Source organism: Microvirga zambiensis WSM3693 (assembly GCF_016735695.1).
In the GTDB taxonomy this organism is placed as follows: Bacteria; Pseudomonadota; Alphaproteobacteria; order Rhizobiales; family Beijerinckiaceae; genus Microvirga; species Microvirga zambiensis.
Window position 1 is genome coordinate 1 of sequence record NZ_JAERQD010000027.1, and the last position, 17303, is coordinate 17303.

The window sequence follows — 17303 nt, forward strand, 5'->3', positions numbered from 1 at the left end:
CTCATCCATGCTCTCTGTTGTGCAGACTTTCGGAAGGATCACCCGGTTTAACCAGTGAAGGTAGACTGTACAATTGGATGGGTACTAACCTGTTCCATACTGGATGTTATGCGAAATCTCGCGCGGCGATTTTCACGCGGGCGAGCGAATTACGGCGCCGCGGTGCGTACCGGATCAGTCCAGGCTTTTACCTTTTCCAAGAACATGACGCCGTGGTCGCTCCCTCGGCTCCATGTCACGCGCGACTGAACTCGTAGTCGTCTGCTGGGGATCTCAAGATTGAACTCGGACGGCAGCTCGCAAGTGTTGAAAAGACGGATTTTGGCTCCCGTATCCGAGAGATCCCGTACGGTACACTCGATGAGCAACGGGTGGTCATCAGACACAATCTGTCCCTTGAGAACAGAGTGCCAGCGCTTCCTTGAACGACGCTCATCCACCGCGGCTGACCCCTTGGACCGTACAACATAACCAGCGCGACGCCAGTTATCGCTGTCCCAAAAGGTCAATTTACCCCGACCGACTGATCGGGAGGTTTAACTATGTTAATCGTACACTTCTAATCTTCTTGAGCACAGGATTGTGTCTCATTAGGTCAAGCAAACTCGGTGCTACGTCCTGACATTACCATACTGTGACTTATCGGAAATTCGGGTGCATTGAGTGGGTCGCACACGGCTTCGAGATCGTTCAGTCGATTTTTCCGGGCTGGACCTTTCAACCGCCGGACGCTGTTGCGGCTCAGGGAGTTCATGTCGCGCTCCTGCTTGGAGAGCGTCACGCCCTATCCGATAACCGGCAAAACTGGGGCAAAGCGCTGTCGACCCTGAAAGTTGATCTCCTGCGGAACGGAGAGGTCTTGACCTCCGGCCATGGTCACGATGTTCTTGGGGGCCCAATCCAGGCTTTCAGATTTCTCGTTCACGAACTGGCGCGCCGCCCGACGGATGATCACCTTCGCTCTGGAGAGATCGTGACGACGGGCACCCTGACCCAAGCCATGCCGGCTACTCCGGGAGAGATTTGGACAACGATACTGTCAGACAGCGACCTTGCAGGCATTCAACTCCGCTTCGAATGAAGGCCTCGAAGGAGCTTGACCCCCGTCATCTCGCCCAGCCCAGGAGCGATCATTCCGCAGATCCGCTTATCGTGGACAGAACAAGGGGACCTCACGTGTATGAAGAGAGCTGATGGTCGGCGAGGGGCAGTCTCGGCCTCGGCGAGATCGGTACAGAATGACTGAAAGTCTTGGTCCGTTCGGGCGGTTTCCTCGATAGGATGCCCCGGTCTGGGGAAGTGGCGGCAGCAGCCATGATACTTCGATCCATTAGGGCACCCAGTGCCTCGACTTCTATGACGCTCCCTTGCCAGCCGGGAAAAAACTGAGATCATTTCGGACGGCCTTATGTCTGCCGTCCCCTGGAGAGTTGCGAGGGATCTCATGCCACGCTTCTACCTTCACATTCGCTGCAAAGATGGACGTATCGGTTACGACGAGTCCGGCCTCGACTACCCGGATGCGGAGACAGCCTGGAGCGCAGTGGTGCGGTCTGCTCAAACCCTCAAACTTGTATTCGAGTCCCACGGCTACGATGCCCGGAACTATGCCATCGAGGTCGAGGACGAGCTGGGTGAGATCGTTTTCCGCCTGCCGTTCTCCGAACTTCTTGCGCCGTCCTGGCCGCAAACTCACGCCACCTACAAAATCGTCGGCGGCCACCTCGGCTGGCTGATTTATCACGATGATGAGTTTGTCGGCGGCTTCGCGAAACGCTCCTCGGCCGAGACGCTGGTCTGGGAGATGGTCGAGACCCGATGCGCCGAGCGAAAGGCATCGCAAGTCCTAATTGAAGACGAGTTCGGCTGCGAGAAGCACCTTTGCCGCTGTTTCAAGGAAGTGCCTTCCGGAACACCGCTGTCATAGGAACTCCCGATGGTCCCGGCGGCGCTTGTTCGCCGCTTTAACGCCTAGCTGCCCGCGGCAATGACCGTGATCAAGGCCTGCCTCCCTGTCAGCAACCGCGAACGCCATATGGGCTGCCGCAAGCTTGGAACGTCTGCCGATGGTACAACTGAGGCGCTAGCCCGAAGGCAGCAAACCTGCCGGAACCGGACTTTCCGTAAGAGCACCGAATATTAGCGCGCTCGCTTCTCTGTGGACTGCGGGGAAAAATCTCAGACCTTATTGGCTTTCCTATCCTGAGAGAGAATGTTCACTGTCCGTTCTAATTGAGCTGGGCAGGATCATGTCACGGACCACCAAATTGACGGTCGAACAGGTGTTGGAGGCGAGACTGCGCTACGCAGCCGGCGAGCGAAATCTGAAGAAGCTGGCTCAGACTTACCGGGTCGGACGCTCAACCATAACCAACGCCGTGCTCGGCTATACCTTCAAGGATCTGCCCATGCCGCCTCGGGGCCGCCTGTCGTGACGAGAGTCGGCGATCTGAAGCGCTTGGGAAAGGAAGGGCTCGAGGTCCACTGCTCTGGCTGCGGTTGGACCGTCATCCATTGGTGGAAAACCATGCGTGTCGGGGACAGCGCTAGTATTGATGCTGTGATCGGCCGCCTGTGCTGCAAGCGATGCAACCGCCGACCTGAGCCCTCGGATGTTCGCCCCTACAGCCAAGCAGATGCTTATGGGCGCATGGGGCTAGGCGGGTATCTCTCTCCGAAGCCGGGTTGAGAAGGCCTGTCGCTCCCGACATATCGAAGGGGTCGTTTTCGTGGGAGAGAGGCCGAAGACATGCTCTCTCCGGCCTCTCGTGCCTGTTCGTAGATTAGGGGGTCACGGCCAGGCACGCGGACCGTATAGTTGCCGACGCGGCGCTTCGCTTCTGGGCAATAGCCGTACCTCGAATGGGAGGCTAAATTCCTACTGATGAGAATTTTGTTCTGGTAGCATTCGCCGATCGCTACGAACGGGCCGCCCTGAAATCCACTGACTACGCCCTCGTGGAGGGAACAACTTCTCTCCTAAAGAATTTTTGTCACAACAGCACGCATGAGTGATCTTCCCGTTGAGCCCTTCCACCGAGTGTGGAGGGGCTTTTCATGTCGAGCGTCGCCCAGAGCTATTTCGATCACGTTGCTTCTATCACGTCAGTCGAGCACGAAGTCCTGGCCTTAACGCGGAGCGGCCTGTTCATCCCTACGCACCTTCTATCCTACGAACCTTCATCGCTCCGCCTGAAAACCCGCCCGTCCAAAAGCGTCGCGGCTGTCGCCGTGAGGTTGACGACAGCCGCGCCCTTCAAGGCCCAGGCAAGCCCGTCAGCGGCGAACAGATCGGCGGCCATCCAACCGAGCGCCGCAGCGGCGTGTCCATGCTGGTCGAGGAAGCGGCCCGCATCGTCTATTGCTCTCTGCCACAAGTCGACGGAGCAGCCTGCCGAGCAACCGATCTGGAAAGCCGCGAATGCGAGCGAGAAGACGAGCGTGACGCCACCCTCGATTTCCGCGATTGCCTGCCGCTCGGAAGTGTCGTCCTCGGGCTTTGTGCCAATAGCGCCATTAGTGCCAATAGGTCGGGTTTCAGGGGCTATCGGCACAAACGGCACTATTGGCACAGCACCCGGAAGACTGCTTTCAGTAGCTATTGGCTCTATTGGCGCAAACGGCACACGGGTGGCAGAGTCAATCTGTTGCTGCGCGAGGGCGAGCCACTTGCTCATTGACAGCCACTTCCGAATACCGCCGGGTTGACCTCATAGTTGCGCGCAGTCCGGCCGGGAGCTGCACCGGGTCTCCGGGTGAAGTTTTCTCGGATCAATCCAGCCTCGACGAGAGCAGCACACGCAGTTTCCATCGCTGCCGCATCCCGCAGAGATCCGCCGATTTCCCGTCGCAGCGTTCGGGCATTGAATTCCCGCAATCTTGCCCGCCTCAAATGGCGAGCCAGAGCCATGGCAAGGCGCTCTGGGGTTGGAATGGCAGCATCGCCATACACCCGCTCCGCCATGGGGACGAAATAGCCGTCGAGGAGACCACAGGCGGCGACCATCGCCTGTCGCGTGATCTGCTCGGGCTCAGGCCCGCCTTCGGCACTCCACCATAGGAACTCCAGAACGGTGGCCAAGCGCAGGGCCTGCCCACGGGTCTTGCCGAGCGCACCGGAAAACGCTCCGCTGGCATCCTCGGCCCTGGAGAGCATTTCCCGAGAGAACTCCTCGAGCATGTCCTCGGCGTCCCGCGCAAGGCGGATGACGATCGGCTCAAGATTGCCGCGGGCGTCAGAGCCCAGCGCAAGGCTTGCCAAGCGCTCGAAGGCTTGCTGTGCGGTGCTATCGTCGGCAATATCGCGCGCGATCGTGAACCGAGGCAGGGCATCCGGCCACACCCACAGGAATCGTGCGGGCAGGCCGTCATCCAGACCGTCAATCACGCCAGCCAACTTGTCGGGCTGAATGCCGCCGATAACCCCGATCGACAGGTGTCGGACATGCAGCGGCTCGCGGTTCTTCATACGATCGATGGTGTATCGGCGCCCACCGTACATCTCGATTGCGAACGCCCGATCCGAGCCCCCGCCGCCATACTTGTCGAAGGCTCCGAACCAGCCTGCCAGCTCATCGCGGATCAGAAGCAGACCACGCGGCAGGGCAGCCGAGAGCGCACCGAGCTTTTCGACCGTTGCGTCCATGACTCGTACCCGTGGACGTACCGGTTCCTCCGGAAGAACGGCGCTTTCCGGCCTGAGCGGAGTCTCGCCACCATCTCGCATGGCGGCCTTGACCTCCGCCTCCCATGCCTCGCGTTGGGCTTTCGCTGTCTCGCGCTGCATCTCATAGGCGGCAACGATCTGCTCGAAATCCGCAGCCATCCGATCCTCCACCTGCTGGAGAGGATGGAATACGGCGCCCATCGCCGGAGACTTGCCAGTAGAAGGTGAGCCGACGTTGCAGATCCAGAGAAGCGGCGGCTCGATCCAGGATACGCCGGCCCGTGGCCAGCGGACGTTGGCGAGGAGCGCTCCAGCGGAGGCAAGAAGAGTACTCGCCACATAATCGACCGGAGCCGAGGCTCCTTGTCCCCAGCGCTCGATCAGACCGGCCCAATGGGAACCCATGAGACTTAGAGGAAAGGCCGGGGCCGGCCTGCGCCCGTTGCCGAGCAGACTCAGATCAGGTGCAGGCCAGGACGGGCTGTCATTGTACAGGCCGTTTGCTTTCGGACGCGAGGCCGCGACCATGTCTTCATTGATTTCGATGAACTGGTCCATTTCAGGACGCCTTCTTGAAGGTGGAGACGGAAACGAGGATGCGAGGCGCGGGACGCGTGAGAAGCCGCTTCAACTCGACCCCGTGTTCAGCGTCCTCGGCCAGAAGCGGACCTGCGGCTTCGAGATAATGCGCCGCCGCCTGCGGGCGCACGAGGCAAATGCCGCGCTGCCGGGCTCTTAGCCAGCCAACAGGGGTGCGATGCACAGGCAAGGCGCCATGATCTGAGAGGCGGGGCGCATTGATCGTATCCTCGCCGAGTGCCCACGCGCGGCCGAGCCAAGTCGCAAGCTTGCCGAGCTGCGGGCTCCACGCAACGACATCGCGAGCAACACCATGACCATCGGTGACGGGAAAAAGAAACGCCCGTGTGCCGTCTTTGCCGACCTCGGTGTGACATTCGAATTCGAAGCCGAGGTTATCGAACACCACGTAGTCGGCACGCACGGGTGAAGGCCCCGCAAGCGCGTCGGCCGGAATGCCAAGCCGCTCCATTTCTTCGACTTCGCGGGGGAGCAGGTTGTGATTGCAGTCGAACGTCCTGGAGATGCGACCGAGGGCGCTAGCGGAAAGAACGTTCATTGCTGCGTCTCCGTCGAGATGCCGAGCAACTGGGCGATCAGAGCCGCCTGGGCCAAGCTCACGCGCGCTTCGCGGGCGATGCGAAAGACCGCATAGGGAACAGAGGTTTCGACCGTATCGAAGCAACACAGGGCGTCGGACGAGTCGCGAAAGGTTTGCCGCTTAACCAGCGGCATGATAGAATTGAATTTCATCGAAAATCACCTTTGAGCCCTGCCCGAGTTCGCACCTCTGGCAGGGCTTCCTCGTGAAGGGATCAGGCGGCGAACTGCTGGCGCTCGGATGTGCTGTTGACGCGGGGACCGATCTTCGCGGCAGCCCATTCGTCCAAGCCGTCCTGCGGATAAAGGGGGAAGCGACCAGCGTACTCCATGGGCGGGCCGCCGCCGACGCAGGCTAGTTTGGCCAAGGTGCGCGGGCCGTATGACAAGCCCCACGCTTCTTTCAGATAGTCGCTCGCTGCATCGCGCCGAAAGCGGCGCTTCTGCTTCGAGGAACTGCGTTCGATGGACATTTTAACCTCACGTCATCTAAGAGCGGAGTGCTCGGGTGACGCTGGTCATTCTGGAGATACGAGGCGCTCGCCGCACGTTGGGCAATTCGGAAATTTTTCATTCGAGTTGCCCAATGTTGGATCATCGAGCATCTATCTCGCCCTTGGGCTTTCTTCGCCGTTTAGCACCGGACTTTATGTTAGAGAGTGCTTTGACAACCGTCTCTTCACTGTATTGATAGCCGAGTTCATTTGTGACCAAACACGCAAAACGTATATACGGGCCATCCGCTTTGCCGTTATCGGCCTTGAAAGTTCTGCTGCGCCCCGCGGGCCGCCTAATCCAGCGTTCGTAAATTTTCGGCAGATGCCTCCCAAGTAGCCAATCGCTGACGCTCTCATCTTGCCGCCAAGGTGCATCTGGCGTTGTTTGCTCCCGCTTCCGCCGCGCCGCACGAGCTAGGCGAGCTAAGCCGAAAACTAATCCCGTGACGGACGGTGCTGGGTCTCTCCGCTGCCGGCGCAGACCACCTTCTCCAAGCGGAAACACTTGACCAAGCTCCTGTTGCGCCCACCTGCCTACATCGTCTGATAGAAGCCTTCTCAGCCTCCTGGCGGTTCGCTCGATTTTCTCGAGGCGCTCTACACGTTCACGCCAAGTCCGACTGCTATCTAGTTCAGCCAGGCTGGCCGCGAGGACACCGGCCATATTGATATCTTCCCGCAAGCGACGCGTGTTGATCCACTTCGGAACATGCTCAAGTCCGACTGCGTCCAAGATGTGATCAACGTTGGCTTGCTGCTTGGCATAGACCAAACGCTTCTCGCAAGCACGCCGCCGCAGCGATTTTTCTCTTGGAGGCATAGGACTCTGCATTACACTACTGCGTCCCCATGCAGCCCCACGACGTCTGCGCTTGGCAACTCACCTTCCATCGCGGCTGCGATATGCTGTGAGACGCGATCCGCTGCCGAGATCAGGGCCGGGTCCAGCTTGTGGATGTAGCCTCGTGTCGTACCACCACTCGAGTGCCCGAGCATCGCGCCGATAGTGGCCTCGGTGAACCCGAGGTCATCTGCGACGGATGCAAACGAATGCCGGAGCCCGTGCGGCGTTAGGGACGCAATGGACGGCTCGGCAACCTGCTGTCCATCTGGAGCTTTAGCGGCTCGTATCCGCTTCCAGGCTTTCGGGAGGCCCTGGTATGGTTTCAGGGTGCTTTTCGGGTTGTCCAGATCGTACCCGCGTAGGGCCGGGAACACATAGGCGCTGTTGCTGCGCGCCATGGCATCGCGAAGCACTCTCAAGGCCTCCTTTCCAAGAGGGCGCACGCTTGCGCCCGTCTTCGTGTCGCCAAGCCTCAAGCATGATCCACTCAGATCGCACTCGGCCCGCTTCAGGCCGGTGATCTCGCTGGCGCGGCAGCCGGTCAGCGCAAACAGACTCATGGCCAGGACTGCCTGCCAGGGCTCGCCTCGCGCATTTGCCGCCGTCAGAGAGCGGCCCAATGCAGCATACTGTTCGGCATCGAGCCGGATCTTGCGCTTGTTGTATGACGGCAGGACGATGCCGCGAGCTGGGTTGTCTGCCCGGCATCCCTCCTGGACCGCATAGGTCAGGATCGTGCTGAGCAATGCCATCGTACGGGTCGCGGTGCCCTTGCCTCCCTTTACGATGGCGCGTCCTCGCGCCTTGGTCTTCACATCGGTCGCCGTCTTTCCGGCAATCACATCGCGCATGAAGGCCCGCAGGTCTGCGGTTGTCAGATCCTTGACCGTCCGGTGCCCCAGGAGCGGGAGGATATGGCGCTCGGCCCGCCCTCGGTCGGTGGAAAGCGTGGACGCCTTCTTCGGCTTGCCTTTGCGGGTCAGGATGAGCCCCTTCTCCGCACGGTCGAGATATTCTCGGCATAGGTCAGCGACCGTGACGGCACTTCTGTCGGCGGCCTTTCGCTCTGCCGGGTCGTCGCCCTTGGCCACATCACCCAACGCCAAGCGTGCTTGGTGCCGCGCCTGCTCGGCCGTGAATACCCCAAAGCGCCCAATGGTCACCCGACGACTGCGCCCGCTGCGATTCCGATACTGCAGGATGAATGACTTCGCTCCGGACGGCTTCACCCGCAGCCCAAAGCCCGGTAGCTCATCATCCCAAGCAAACACATCGCCTCCCGCTTTGGGCTGGAGAGCATCGATGACCCGCTTGGTCAGTTTCGGCATTGGGTAAGCACCGGGTAAGCAGGAAACGGTAATTTCGGGTCAACTCAGGCGAGCCCCAATAATTATCCTGATCCCCGAACCCTATTTAAAATAAGGCTTTGGTAGATTTCGGTCAACGCCGGTAAATCAGGGAAATCGATTGACCATTGCAATCGCACTGCAGAGGTCAGGGGTTCGAATCCCCTCAGCTCCACCAAGTTTTCACTCAGGTTTTTCAATCGCTTGGCGCGCGTAATATCGATGCTCCTCCTGCCCGGGCTCGCAGAGGGTGGGCAACGAAGTGATCGCCGTCGTATCGCCGAGGCTGGTCAGCTCGGCTCAGGCCCCATTCGCTCCCGCTTCGAGAGCTGACAGGGATTCACCCTGTCAGGAATCGAAGTCAGGCGCCGCAATCTCTAATCCGTAAACCGGACGTTCCTGTCCTTGCAGACATCCAGGTCAGGCAGTTCCGCCGTAGACTCATCATCGAAGGTTGCTGCCACGGCTACCATGCAGCCTGTCATCTTCGGCAGCTTCAACGTGGTCTTGGCTTTCGGGGGCAGCGGCGTGGCCAGCCGCACGGTTTGTCCGTCAACTCCAACCGAGACAGCCGTCGCCGGGACCTCACGGGAATTCGTGATGACGACCGTCGTGGCATGATTCGGCTTCGCAGGCGCGGCAATGGCGCCGGTGGCAGCAAACAAGAGGCTTGTGGCGGTGATGATGCGGATAATCATGGCTTTTCCTCTCAGTACCGGTCGATGCGTCGTACCTGTGCGGGACGATCAAGGTCCCATCTGTGAAACCGTCGCTCCAGTCATCACTGACGGCATACTCCTGCACGGCCGAGGTCTACCGTCTTCATGGCGGAATGTTCGCCGAAGAAACGTGCCAGTTGCGCTTGGCACTCAAACGGGCCGCCTTTCACGGCCAGCCCCAGGCGAAACAATGACCATGCCGTCTCGGCACACGAGAAGGCTGCGCCTGAGACGTTAACAAACGGTTGTCGCCGGAAGGCGAACCCTGTCCCTCCCTCTTGCCTCATCGAATTCACTATCGAGCTCGGCCGATCGCGAGGCACTACCCTTTAGGAAATCGCCCTCCTTCCGTCGTCCCTCGGAATCGCGCTTACCGACATCGCTGTTTACCAGCACCCTTGTAGCCCGACACAGGACCCAAGGATCACCCTTGCAGCTTGATGACCCGTTCCCGCTTGAAGAGCTTCCCGTCCGCATCAGACAGACAATCCTGGAGGAGTTCGAGGGCCGTCGCCCGTCCATCCGGGAGGTCGCCAGCCTCCCGGATACTCATTGGCTCCAGCTCCCGCATATCGGTCCAAGAGTCCTTGCGTTGATGCGTGAGCTGACACGGGGAGCCCGCCGGAAGGCGAGGCTGCCCTCCCTGGCAGGAATGACAGACGGCGAGCTGCAAGCGGAGTTCGACCGCCTGAACGACCAGAGAAGGGCTGTCGATACACAGCTCAAAGAGGTGAAAGCTGAAATGCGCTTGCGGTCCGAGACGAAACGATAAGCTATCCGGAAAGGCGTATTGGCGCACCCCCACTCGCATGAGCTAATAGCCGGTCTAGTTTATTTCGACAGGCCGGGTCGACGGCCCTGGGTTGGCTATAAGCGAATGCGTGACCAGAAAGATACAGATCTGCGCGACCAGATCGAGCGCGCAAGCCGCGTCGGATGGCCGATCATTGCGACCGTGGGGTTCATCATGCTCATCGTACTGGCTTCCTCTGCTTATGTCTTGCTGAGCACCTGTACGACCCTGAACCAGGAGCCTCTCACGCTTCGGCAGCAGATCTACAGATTGGATATAAACGCCTGCCTCTAGACACTTCGCGTTGTGCGACCTATCCCGATGCTCATCGCGGCGATTACGGGACGGCGGGTATCGCCTTACGAGATGTTGAGCGTGAGCTCCCGCAGCTTACTCTCACATTCGGTTTTCCTGTGCCCCCCACTGGAAGACCCGTGGTGCCCCAGTGAGGTCTGCTAGCTGTTCACCGGGGCGCCACGTCCGACACTTTATTGTCTTCGTGTCGTCCGCGTCGAGGATGTCCGTCTGTGCATCAATCTCGTTGTTGTCCTCGACGTACTGCGTTGCTGCAAATCCAGGTGCTTTGACGAAGGGAGGCGACGGCACTTTCCTCGCCTACAATCGGTTGATGTGTAGACCGCGCCCGCGGCGGCCCGGGTGGCGAAAGCCGGCATTCGGCCGGGCCTCCATGGCGGGACCGTTGCACGGCCTTCCGTTCAATCGGAAGGATCAGTTCGACCAGGCGATCATCCCGGTCGACAGCCTCAAGAACGACCTTCAATGCCGCCGCGGCGACATTGCGACGAGGCCTTCGAGCAGGCCATTCCCTGAATACTACTGCCCGGTCACACCTGCACCCTTGATGACCGGCACCCACTTGTCGATCTCTGAGCTGACGAGCTTGGCGAGAGCCTCGGGTGTCTGGGCCGTTTCGTCCGGCAGCTCGGCGCCGAGATCGAGCAGGCGCTTGCGCGTGTTCTCGTCTTTGAGGGCAGCCCTGGCGGCGGCATTGAGCTTGGTGACGATCTCCTTCGGCGTGCCCTTCGGGGCGAAGAGGGCATTCCAGCCCGTCGCCTGGAACTGCGGCAGTCCCTGTTCCGCCGAAGTCGGGACATCAGGTGTGACCGCAATGCGATTCTGAACCGCGACAACGAGTCCCTTGGCTTCCTTCGCCTGAACCGTCGGCACGATGGCAACGGTCTGATCGCAAACATAATCGACCTGGCCGCCGAGAAGCGCATTCAGCGCCGGTCCGGACCCGCGGAACGGCACATGCTGCGGCTTCACACCGAGGAGAGATTCCAGGAACAGGCAGGTCAGGTGCGATGTGGAGCCAACCCCTCCGGAGCCGTAGTTCATCTTCGGCGCGTTGGTTTTCAGATAGACGACGAATTCCTTGAAGTCCTTGACGGGAAGGTCCTTCTTGGCGACCACGAGCATCGGCGTCGAGGCCGAGTTCATGATCGGCACGAAGTCGGTGCGCGGGTCATAGGCCAGCTTCGGGTAGAGACCGACGCTCGCCGCGTGCGTGCCGAGATTGCCCATCAACAGCGTATAGCCGTCGGGCTCGGCCTTGGAGACCCGGCCGGAGCCAACGGTACCGCCGGCACCGGCCGCATTCTCGACCACGAGCTGCTGGCCGAGCGTACGGCTCATGTGATCGGCCATGAGGCGGGCTACCACATCGGTCGTGCCGCCGGCGGCGAACGGCACCACCAGCGTGATCGGTCGCGTCGGATAGGTTCCCTGCGCTTGTGCGCCCGTCGCAGCGATGCCGAGAACCGCGGCGAGCGTGAAGATTGACCGTCTCATATGCACTTCCTTCCCTCAGTTTCATGTTTTTGGAGGACCGACGCCGCACACGCGCCACGCGTTACGCAACAAATACTCATCCCGCTCCTGTCGGACTGATTGATGGGGGTGGGGCTCGCACTCGCTCAGGCTTGGCCCAACTGGATGACACGCAGGTTGTTGGTCGTTCCCGCCTGTCCGAACGGAATTCCCGCAACGACGACGATCTGATCCGGCGGACGCGCGAATTCCTCCGCCATCGCCGTTTCGGCCGAGCGTGCGACCATTTCCTCGTAGGAATGGACGTTCTCCGACAGGATGCTGTGCGCGCCCCACAGCAGACAGAGGCGCCGGGATACCGCTCGATCGGGCGTCATCGCGAGAATCGGCACCGACGGACGCTTGCGCGCGATGCGGGCCGCGGTCGTGCCGCTGGATGTGAACGCGACGATCGCAGGCGCATGGATGACCTCGGCCAGATCCGCGGCGGCAGCCGCGACGGCATGCGGCGCCGTCTGCTCTTCGCTGGGCTCGGAGGCTTCGATGATCGAGCGATACAGCTTGTGCCGTTCCGTGCTGCGGATGATGCGGTCCATCATCTCCACCGCCTCGCGGGGATACCGGCCCGCGGCCGACTCCGCCGACAGCATGACGGCATCGGCGCCGTCATAGATCGCCGTCGCCACGTCCGAAGCCTCCGCGCGCGTCGGTGTGGGAGCGGCGACCATGGAGTCGAGCATCTGCGTCGCAACGATCACCGGCTTTACGGCGAGCCGGCAGGCGCGCACGAGTTCCTTCTGGCGACCAGGAACATCCTCGTGCGGGATCTCGACGCCGAGATCGCCGCGGGCAACCATCACCGCATCGGACAGACGGATGATGTCGTCGATGTGGTCGAGAGCGGAGGGCTTCTCGATCTTCGCCACCAGTCCGGCCTGGTCGCCGATCAGGCCACGCGCCTCGATCATGTCGCCGGGCTTCTGCACGAAAGACAGCGCGATCCAGTCCACGCCGAGTTCGAGCCCGAAGGCAAGATCCGCACGATCCTTGGCCGTCAGCGGCGACAGGTCGAGAACCGTGCCGGGAAGGTTGACGCCCTTGCGGTCCGAGATCACGCCACCGACGACGACCTCGGCATCAATGCTATCCTCGCCAGGACCTGTCACGCGAACCCGCACGCGGCCGTCGTCGATCAGGAGATGATCCCCCGGGGCAACGGCCGCGAAGATCTCCGGATGGGGCAAGGGAATTGCCATCCTGTCACCCTCGGTGCCCGTCAACACGAAGCGGATGCCTTCACCGGCCTCGACTGGCATCCGGCCGCCCTTGATCGTGCCGACCCGGATCTTGGGGCCTTGAAGGTCGAGAAGGATGCCGATCGGACGGTTCATTTCCGTCTCGAGGGAGCGGATTGCCGCGTGAACGCGGGCGTGGTCCCCATGCGTTCCGTGGCTGAAGTTGAGCCGGAAGGTATCGACGCCGGCCAGGAAGAGTTCCTTGAGCATCTCGGGCGAGGCGCTTGCAGGGCCTACGGTGGCGACGATCTTGGCACGACGGTAACGGCGCATGGTTCCTTCGGCCGGCTACGGCCGCCTCACTGCTTGGCGCCTCGGAGGGCGCATTCACGATGGCCCTGCATCGCCTCTCACGCGATCAGGACGGCCCGGATATCATTGACGTTGGTGAGCGTCGGCCCCGTCCGGATCAGGTCCCCGATGCGGTCGAAATACGTGTAACTGTCGTGAGCGGAGAGATATCGGCGAGCATCGAGGCCCATGGCTCGACCACGCAAAAGAGTGTCCGGCGTCACGATCGCCCCCGCGGCATCTTCCGTTCCATCGATGCCGTCGCTGTCGCCGGCGATGGCCCAGACACCGGGCGCACCTGCCGCCGCGAGTGCAAAGCCAAGCAGGAACTCGGTGTTGCGTCCTCCGCGTCCCGCCGGTCCGTGACCGATGGTGACGGTTGTCTCTCCACCTGACAGGAGGATGGCAGGCGCGCGCACCGGCAGTCCGTGTGAACGAACCGAGCGGGCAATGCCGGCCATGACGGTCCCGACCTCGCGGCTTTCGCCTTCGAGGGCATCACCGAGGATCAGTGATGTCACTCCGGCCTCACCCGCTGCATCCGCTGCCGCCGCGAGAGCAAGGGACGGTGCAGCGATGAGGCGGACGTCGCTCTCCAATTCACCCGGCTTAGGGGTCTCTGTACCGCAATCGAGAACGGTCCGGGCGGCCGGGGGCAGCTCGATCTCATATCGATTGACGATCTCCCACACGTCCGAGAGCGTGCTGGCATCCGCGACCGTCGGGCCGGAGGCGATGGCTGCGGGATCGTCGCCCGGGACATCGCTGATGACGAGCGTCACAAGGCGAGCAGGACGTGCTGCGAGGGCAAGACGACCGCCCTTGATGCCCGAGAGGTGCTTGCGAACGGCGTTCATCTCCGTGATCGTCGCACCGCTCGCCAAGAGGGCCCGGTTGACCGCCTGCTTGTCGGCAAGCGTCATGCCGCCTGCCGGCAGCGTCATGAGCGCCGAGCCGCCGCCCGAGATCAGGGCGATCACCAGATCATCGGGAGAAAGGTCCGACACGGCAGCGAGAATGACCCGCGCCGCCGTCTCGCTCATGGCGTCGGGAACGGGATGGGAGGCTTCGACGATCCGGATCCGTCCTGCCGGTATGGCGTGGCCGTAGCGGGTGACGACCACCCCGGTCAGCTCGACGTCGGGCCAGGCGGTGTCGAGTGCCGCCGCCATTGCGGCCGAAGCCTTGCCGGCTCCGACCACGATGCAGCGGCCCTTGGGCTTTTCCGGCAGGCGACGGAGCACCGCCAGGCCGGGATCGGCGCTGGCCACGGCGGCGTCGAAGACCCGTCGCAGCAGGGTGCGCGCCTCATTGTCCGGCCATGCGGTGCTCATTGCCATTCACTCCGTCAGATGTTGGAACCTCGGATCGCCTCGCAGACCGCGTCCGTGACCTCCTGCGTGGTCGCCTTGCCGCCGACATCCGGCGTCAGGATGCCGTCCGCCGTTACGCTTTCCACTGCCCGCATCAGGCGTTGGGAGGCATTGGCTTCGCCGAGATGGTCGAGCATCTGTGCCGCGGTCCAGAAGGTGGCGACCGGGTTCGCGATGCCCTTGCCCGTGATGTCGAAGGCCGAGCCGTGGATCGGCTCGAACATGGACGGGAAGCGCCGCTCGGGATCGATGTTGGCGGTCGGCGCGACACCGAGGCTGCCCGCAAGCGCGCCCGCCAGGTCGGAGAGGATGTCGGCGTGAAGGTTCGTCGCGACGATCGTGTCGAGGCTCTGCGGCTTCAGCGTCATGCGCACCGTCATGGCGTCGACGAGCATCTTGTCCCAGGTGACGTCCGGGAACTCCTTCGCCACCTCGGCGGCAATCTCGTCCCACATGACCATGCCGTGGCGCTGCGCGTTCGACTTGGTCACGACGGTCAGCAGCTTGCGCGGGCGGGATTGGGCCAACCGGAAGGCGTAGCGCATGATGCGGGTGACGCCGACTCGGGTGAAGATCGACACCTCCGTCGCCACTTCCTCCGGCAGTCCGCGGTGCGTGCGCCCGCCCTGTCCCGCATACTCGCCCTCCGAGTTCTCGCGCACGATCACCCAGTCGAGATCGCCGGGGCCGACGCCTGCGAGCGGCGAGGAGATTCCTGGCAGGATCCGAGTCGGACGCACGTTCGCGTACTGATCGAAGCCCTGGCAGATCGGCAGGCGCAGGCCCCACAGGGTGATGTGATCTGGAACGTCGGGCGCACCGACCGCGCCGAAGAAGATGGCATCGAAGGACTTGAGCTGCTCGGGGCCGTCCTCGGGCATCATGCGGCCGGTCTTCTTGTAGTAGTCCGAGCCCCAGTCGAAATGTTTGACCCGGAGCTTGAAGTCGCCGGCGCGCTGCTCGAGCGTCTCCAGGGCCTGGAGGCCGGCGGCGATCACCTCGGGTCCGATACCGTCGGCGGGGATGGCAGCAATCGAATATTCGCGCATGGGAATTCTCCAAAAATCAGAAATTGGGGTTCAGTGTTGGGCGACTGGCTGGATGGCGGCGCTCCTGCGATGCGAGCGGGCCACCAACAGCGTGAGCACGGCGGACAGGACCAGGAGGCCGGCGACGAAGTAGAGACCGCCGTTGAAGCTTCCGGTCTGCTCCTTGATCCAGCCGATCATCGCCGGGCCGACGAAGCCGCCGAGATTGCCGATCGAGTTGATCGTCGCGATGCCGGCAGCGGCTGCTGAGCCCGACAGGAACATGGTGGGCATGCTCCACAGCGGCGGCTTCGACGAGCTGATGCCGATGTTCACGAGCGTCAGGGCGATCAGCACGGTGACGACGCTGCCGGCGATCCCCGCATAGACGAGACCGAGGGAGGCAAGAAGGCAGGCGGCGACCACGTGCCACTTGCGCTCGCCGGTCCGGTCGGAGTGACGGGCCCACAGCACCATGGCGACGACCGCGAGGGTAGCCGGAATGGCATTGAGGAAGCCGACCTGAAGCGACGTCAGCCCGAACTCCTTGATGATCTGCGGCGCCCAGATGCCGAGCGTGTACAGGCCGGCGGAGGTGCCGAAATACACCAGCGCGAGGGCGAGCACCTTGGGATCGGCGAGGCCGCGCCAGATGCTGTGGCTCGCGGTGCCGCTCTTTGCGGCGCGCTCGGCATTCATCTCGTTCACGAGCCAGGCCCGCTCGTCGTCGGCCAGCCACTTCGCCTTCTCGGGACGGTCGGTCATGTAGAACAATACGACGACGCCGAGGATGACCGCGGGCACGGCCTCGATGAGGAACATCCACTGCCAGCCGGCAAGGCCGAGAATGCCGTGCATCTCGAGCAGGGCGCCGGAGATCGGCGAGCCGAGCGCCGTCGACAGCGGGGCCGCAGCCATGAAGAGCGCCGTCACGGCGGCACGCTTGCGGGCCGGGAACCAGTAGCTGAGATACAGGATGATGCCGGGGAAGAAGCCGGCCTCGGCCGCCCCGAGGAGGAAGCGGAGGGTATAGAAGCTGGTCGATCCCTGGACGAAGGCCATGCCGCCCGAGATGATGCCCCAGGTGATCATCACCCGTGCGATCCAGATGCGGGCCCCGACCTTTTCCAGGATCAGGTTCGAGGGCACCTCGAACAGGAAGTATCCGAGGAAGAAGATGCCGGCGCCGAAGCCGAACACGGCCGGAGAGAAGCCAAGATCCTTGTTCATCGTCAGCGACGCAAAGCCGATGTTCACGCGATCGATGAACGCGATGAAGTACAGCAGCATGATGAATGGAACGATGCGATAGGTAATCTTGCGCAATACGCGCGTTTCAAGCTCGCTTGCCATAAGCGTCTCCTCGTCTGTTTGTTCTTATTATTGATTACTGCGCTGATTTTTAGCGTTCCGGAGAAAATACGCCCGTCGAGCACGTGGCCTCAATCCACATAGAATTATACAAAAAAACGATATAATCC

General features: G+C 61.9%; 17 protein-coding genes. 4 read left to right on the forward strand and 13 right to left on the reverse strand.

The window, feature by feature from the left end:
• Positions 1-149: 149 nt before the first annotated feature.
• Positions 150-440, reverse strand: coding sequence for a PilZ domain-containing protein (locus JKL46_RS36890; protein ID WP_201836198.1), 291 nt, complete (start codon positions 438-440; stop codon positions 150-152).
• 1004 nt (positions 441-1444) lie between these two features.
• On the opposite strand from JKL46_RS36890, the gene JKL46_RS19590 reads away from it, so the two are divergent.
• Both JKL46_RS19590 and JKL46_RS19595 read left to right on the forward strand, forming a co-directional pair.
• Positions 1445-1927 (forward strand): DUF6894 family protein, encoded by a 483-nt coding sequence (locus JKL46_RS19590; RefSeq protein WP_201836199.1) that lies wholly within the window; start codon positions 1445-1447, stop codon positions 1925-1927.
• A gap of 322 nt (positions 1928-2249) precedes the next feature.
• Positions 2250-2435, forward strand: coding sequence for a helix-turn-helix domain-containing protein (locus JKL46_RS19595; RefSeq protein ID WP_201836201.1), 186 nt, complete (start codon positions 2250-2252; stop codon positions 2433-2435).
• A 735-nt stretch (positions 2436-3170) separates the two neighbouring features.
• Here the strand turns inward: JKL46_RS19595 and JKL46_RS19600 are convergent.
• The 7 genes from JKL46_RS19600 to JKL46_RS19630 form a co-directional block, all read right to left on the reverse strand.
• A complete protein-coding gene (locus tag JKL46_RS19600) occupies positions 3171-3677 on the reverse strand; it encodes a hypothetical protein (protein ID WP_201836202.1) in 507 nt (168 codons plus the stop codon).
• Positions 3674-5224 carry a DUF3987 domain-containing protein gene (locus tag JKL46_RS19605; protein ID WP_201836210.1) on the reverse strand — a complete coding sequence of 517 codons (1551 nt, stop codon included), beginning with the start codon at positions 5222-5224 and terminating at the stop codon, positions 3674-3676. The genes JKL46_RS19600 and JKL46_RS19605 overlap by 4 nt, the downstream gene beginning before the upstream one ends.
• 1 nt (position 5225) lies before the next feature.
• Entirely contained in the window at positions 5226-5804 is a 579-nt protein-coding gene (locus JKL46_RS19610) for a hypothetical protein (RefSeq protein WP_201836212.1), read from the reverse strand.
• Entirely contained in the window at positions 5801-5998 is a 198-nt protein-coding gene (locus JKL46_RS19615; RefSeq protein WP_201836213.1) for a hypothetical protein, read from the reverse strand. The genes JKL46_RS19610 and JKL46_RS19615 overlap by 4 nt, the downstream gene beginning before the upstream one ends.
• Positions 5999-6060: 62 nt before the next feature.
• Positions 6061-6318: a hypothetical protein gene (locus tag JKL46_RS19620; RefSeq protein ID WP_201836215.1), complete on the reverse strand. Its 258-nt coding sequence runs from the start codon at positions 6316-6318 to the stop codon at positions 6061-6063.
• Positions 6319-7173: 855 nt separating this feature from the next.
• The gene (locus tag JKL46_RS19625; RefSeq protein WP_201836217.1) at positions 7174-8514 is read right to left on the reverse strand and encodes a tyrosine-type recombinase/integrase; all 1341 of its coding nucleotides are present in this window, start codon (positions 8512-8514) and stop codon (positions 7174-7176) included.
• 395 nt (positions 8515-8909) lie between these two features.
• Complete coding sequence (locus tag JKL46_RS19630; RefSeq protein WP_201836219.1) at positions 8910-9230, reverse strand: hypothetical protein; 321 nt, start codon at positions 9228-9230, stop codon at positions 8910-8912.
• Positions 9231-9681: 451 nt separating this feature from the next.
• Between JKL46_RS19630 and JKL46_RS19635 the strand changes: the two genes are divergently transcribed.
• Complete coding sequence (locus JKL46_RS19635) at positions 9682-10023, forward strand: hypothetical protein (protein ID WP_201836221.1); 342 nt, start codon at positions 9682-9684, stop codon at positions 10021-10023.
• A 105-nt stretch (positions 10024-10128) separates the two neighbouring features.
• A complete protein-coding gene (locus JKL46_RS19640; protein ID WP_201836223.1) occupies positions 10129-10338 on the forward strand; it encodes a hypothetical protein in 210 nt (69 codons plus the stop codon).
• A 540-nt stretch (positions 10339-10878) separates the two neighbouring features.
• Here JKL46_RS19640 and JKL46_RS19645 read toward each other — a convergent pair.
• From JKL46_RS19645 to JKL46_RS19665, 5 genes are all read right to left on the reverse strand, one after another.
• Positions 10879-11856 (reverse strand): tripartite tricarboxylate transporter substrate-binding protein, encoded by a 978-nt coding sequence (locus tag JKL46_RS19645; protein ID WP_201836225.1) that lies wholly within the window; start codon positions 11854-11856, stop codon positions 10879-10881.
• Between the two features lie 125 nt (positions 11857-11981).
• Positions 11982-13403: a pyruvate kinase gene (gene pyk, locus JKL46_RS19650; RefSeq protein WP_201836227.1), complete on the reverse strand. Its 1422-nt coding sequence runs from the start codon at positions 13401-13403 to the stop codon at positions 11982-11984.
• 77 nt (positions 13404-13480) lie between these two features.
• Positions 13481-14755: a glycerate kinase type-2 family protein gene (locus JKL46_RS19655; protein ID WP_201836228.1), complete on the reverse strand. Its 1275-nt coding sequence runs from the start codon at positions 14753-14755 to the stop codon at positions 13481-13483.
• 14 nt (positions 14756-14769) lie between these two features.
• Entirely contained in the window at positions 14770-15843 is a 1074-nt protein-coding gene (locus JKL46_RS19660; RefSeq protein WP_201836230.1) for a tartrate dehydrogenase, read from the reverse strand.
• Positions 15844-15873: 30 nt separating this feature from the next.
• On the reverse strand, positions 15874-17175 hold the full coding sequence (locus tag JKL46_RS19665; RefSeq protein ID WP_201836232.1) for an MFS transporter: 1302 nt from the start codon (positions 17173-17175) through the stop codon (positions 15874-15876).
• Between the last annotated feature and the right edge of the window lie 128 nt (positions 17176-17303).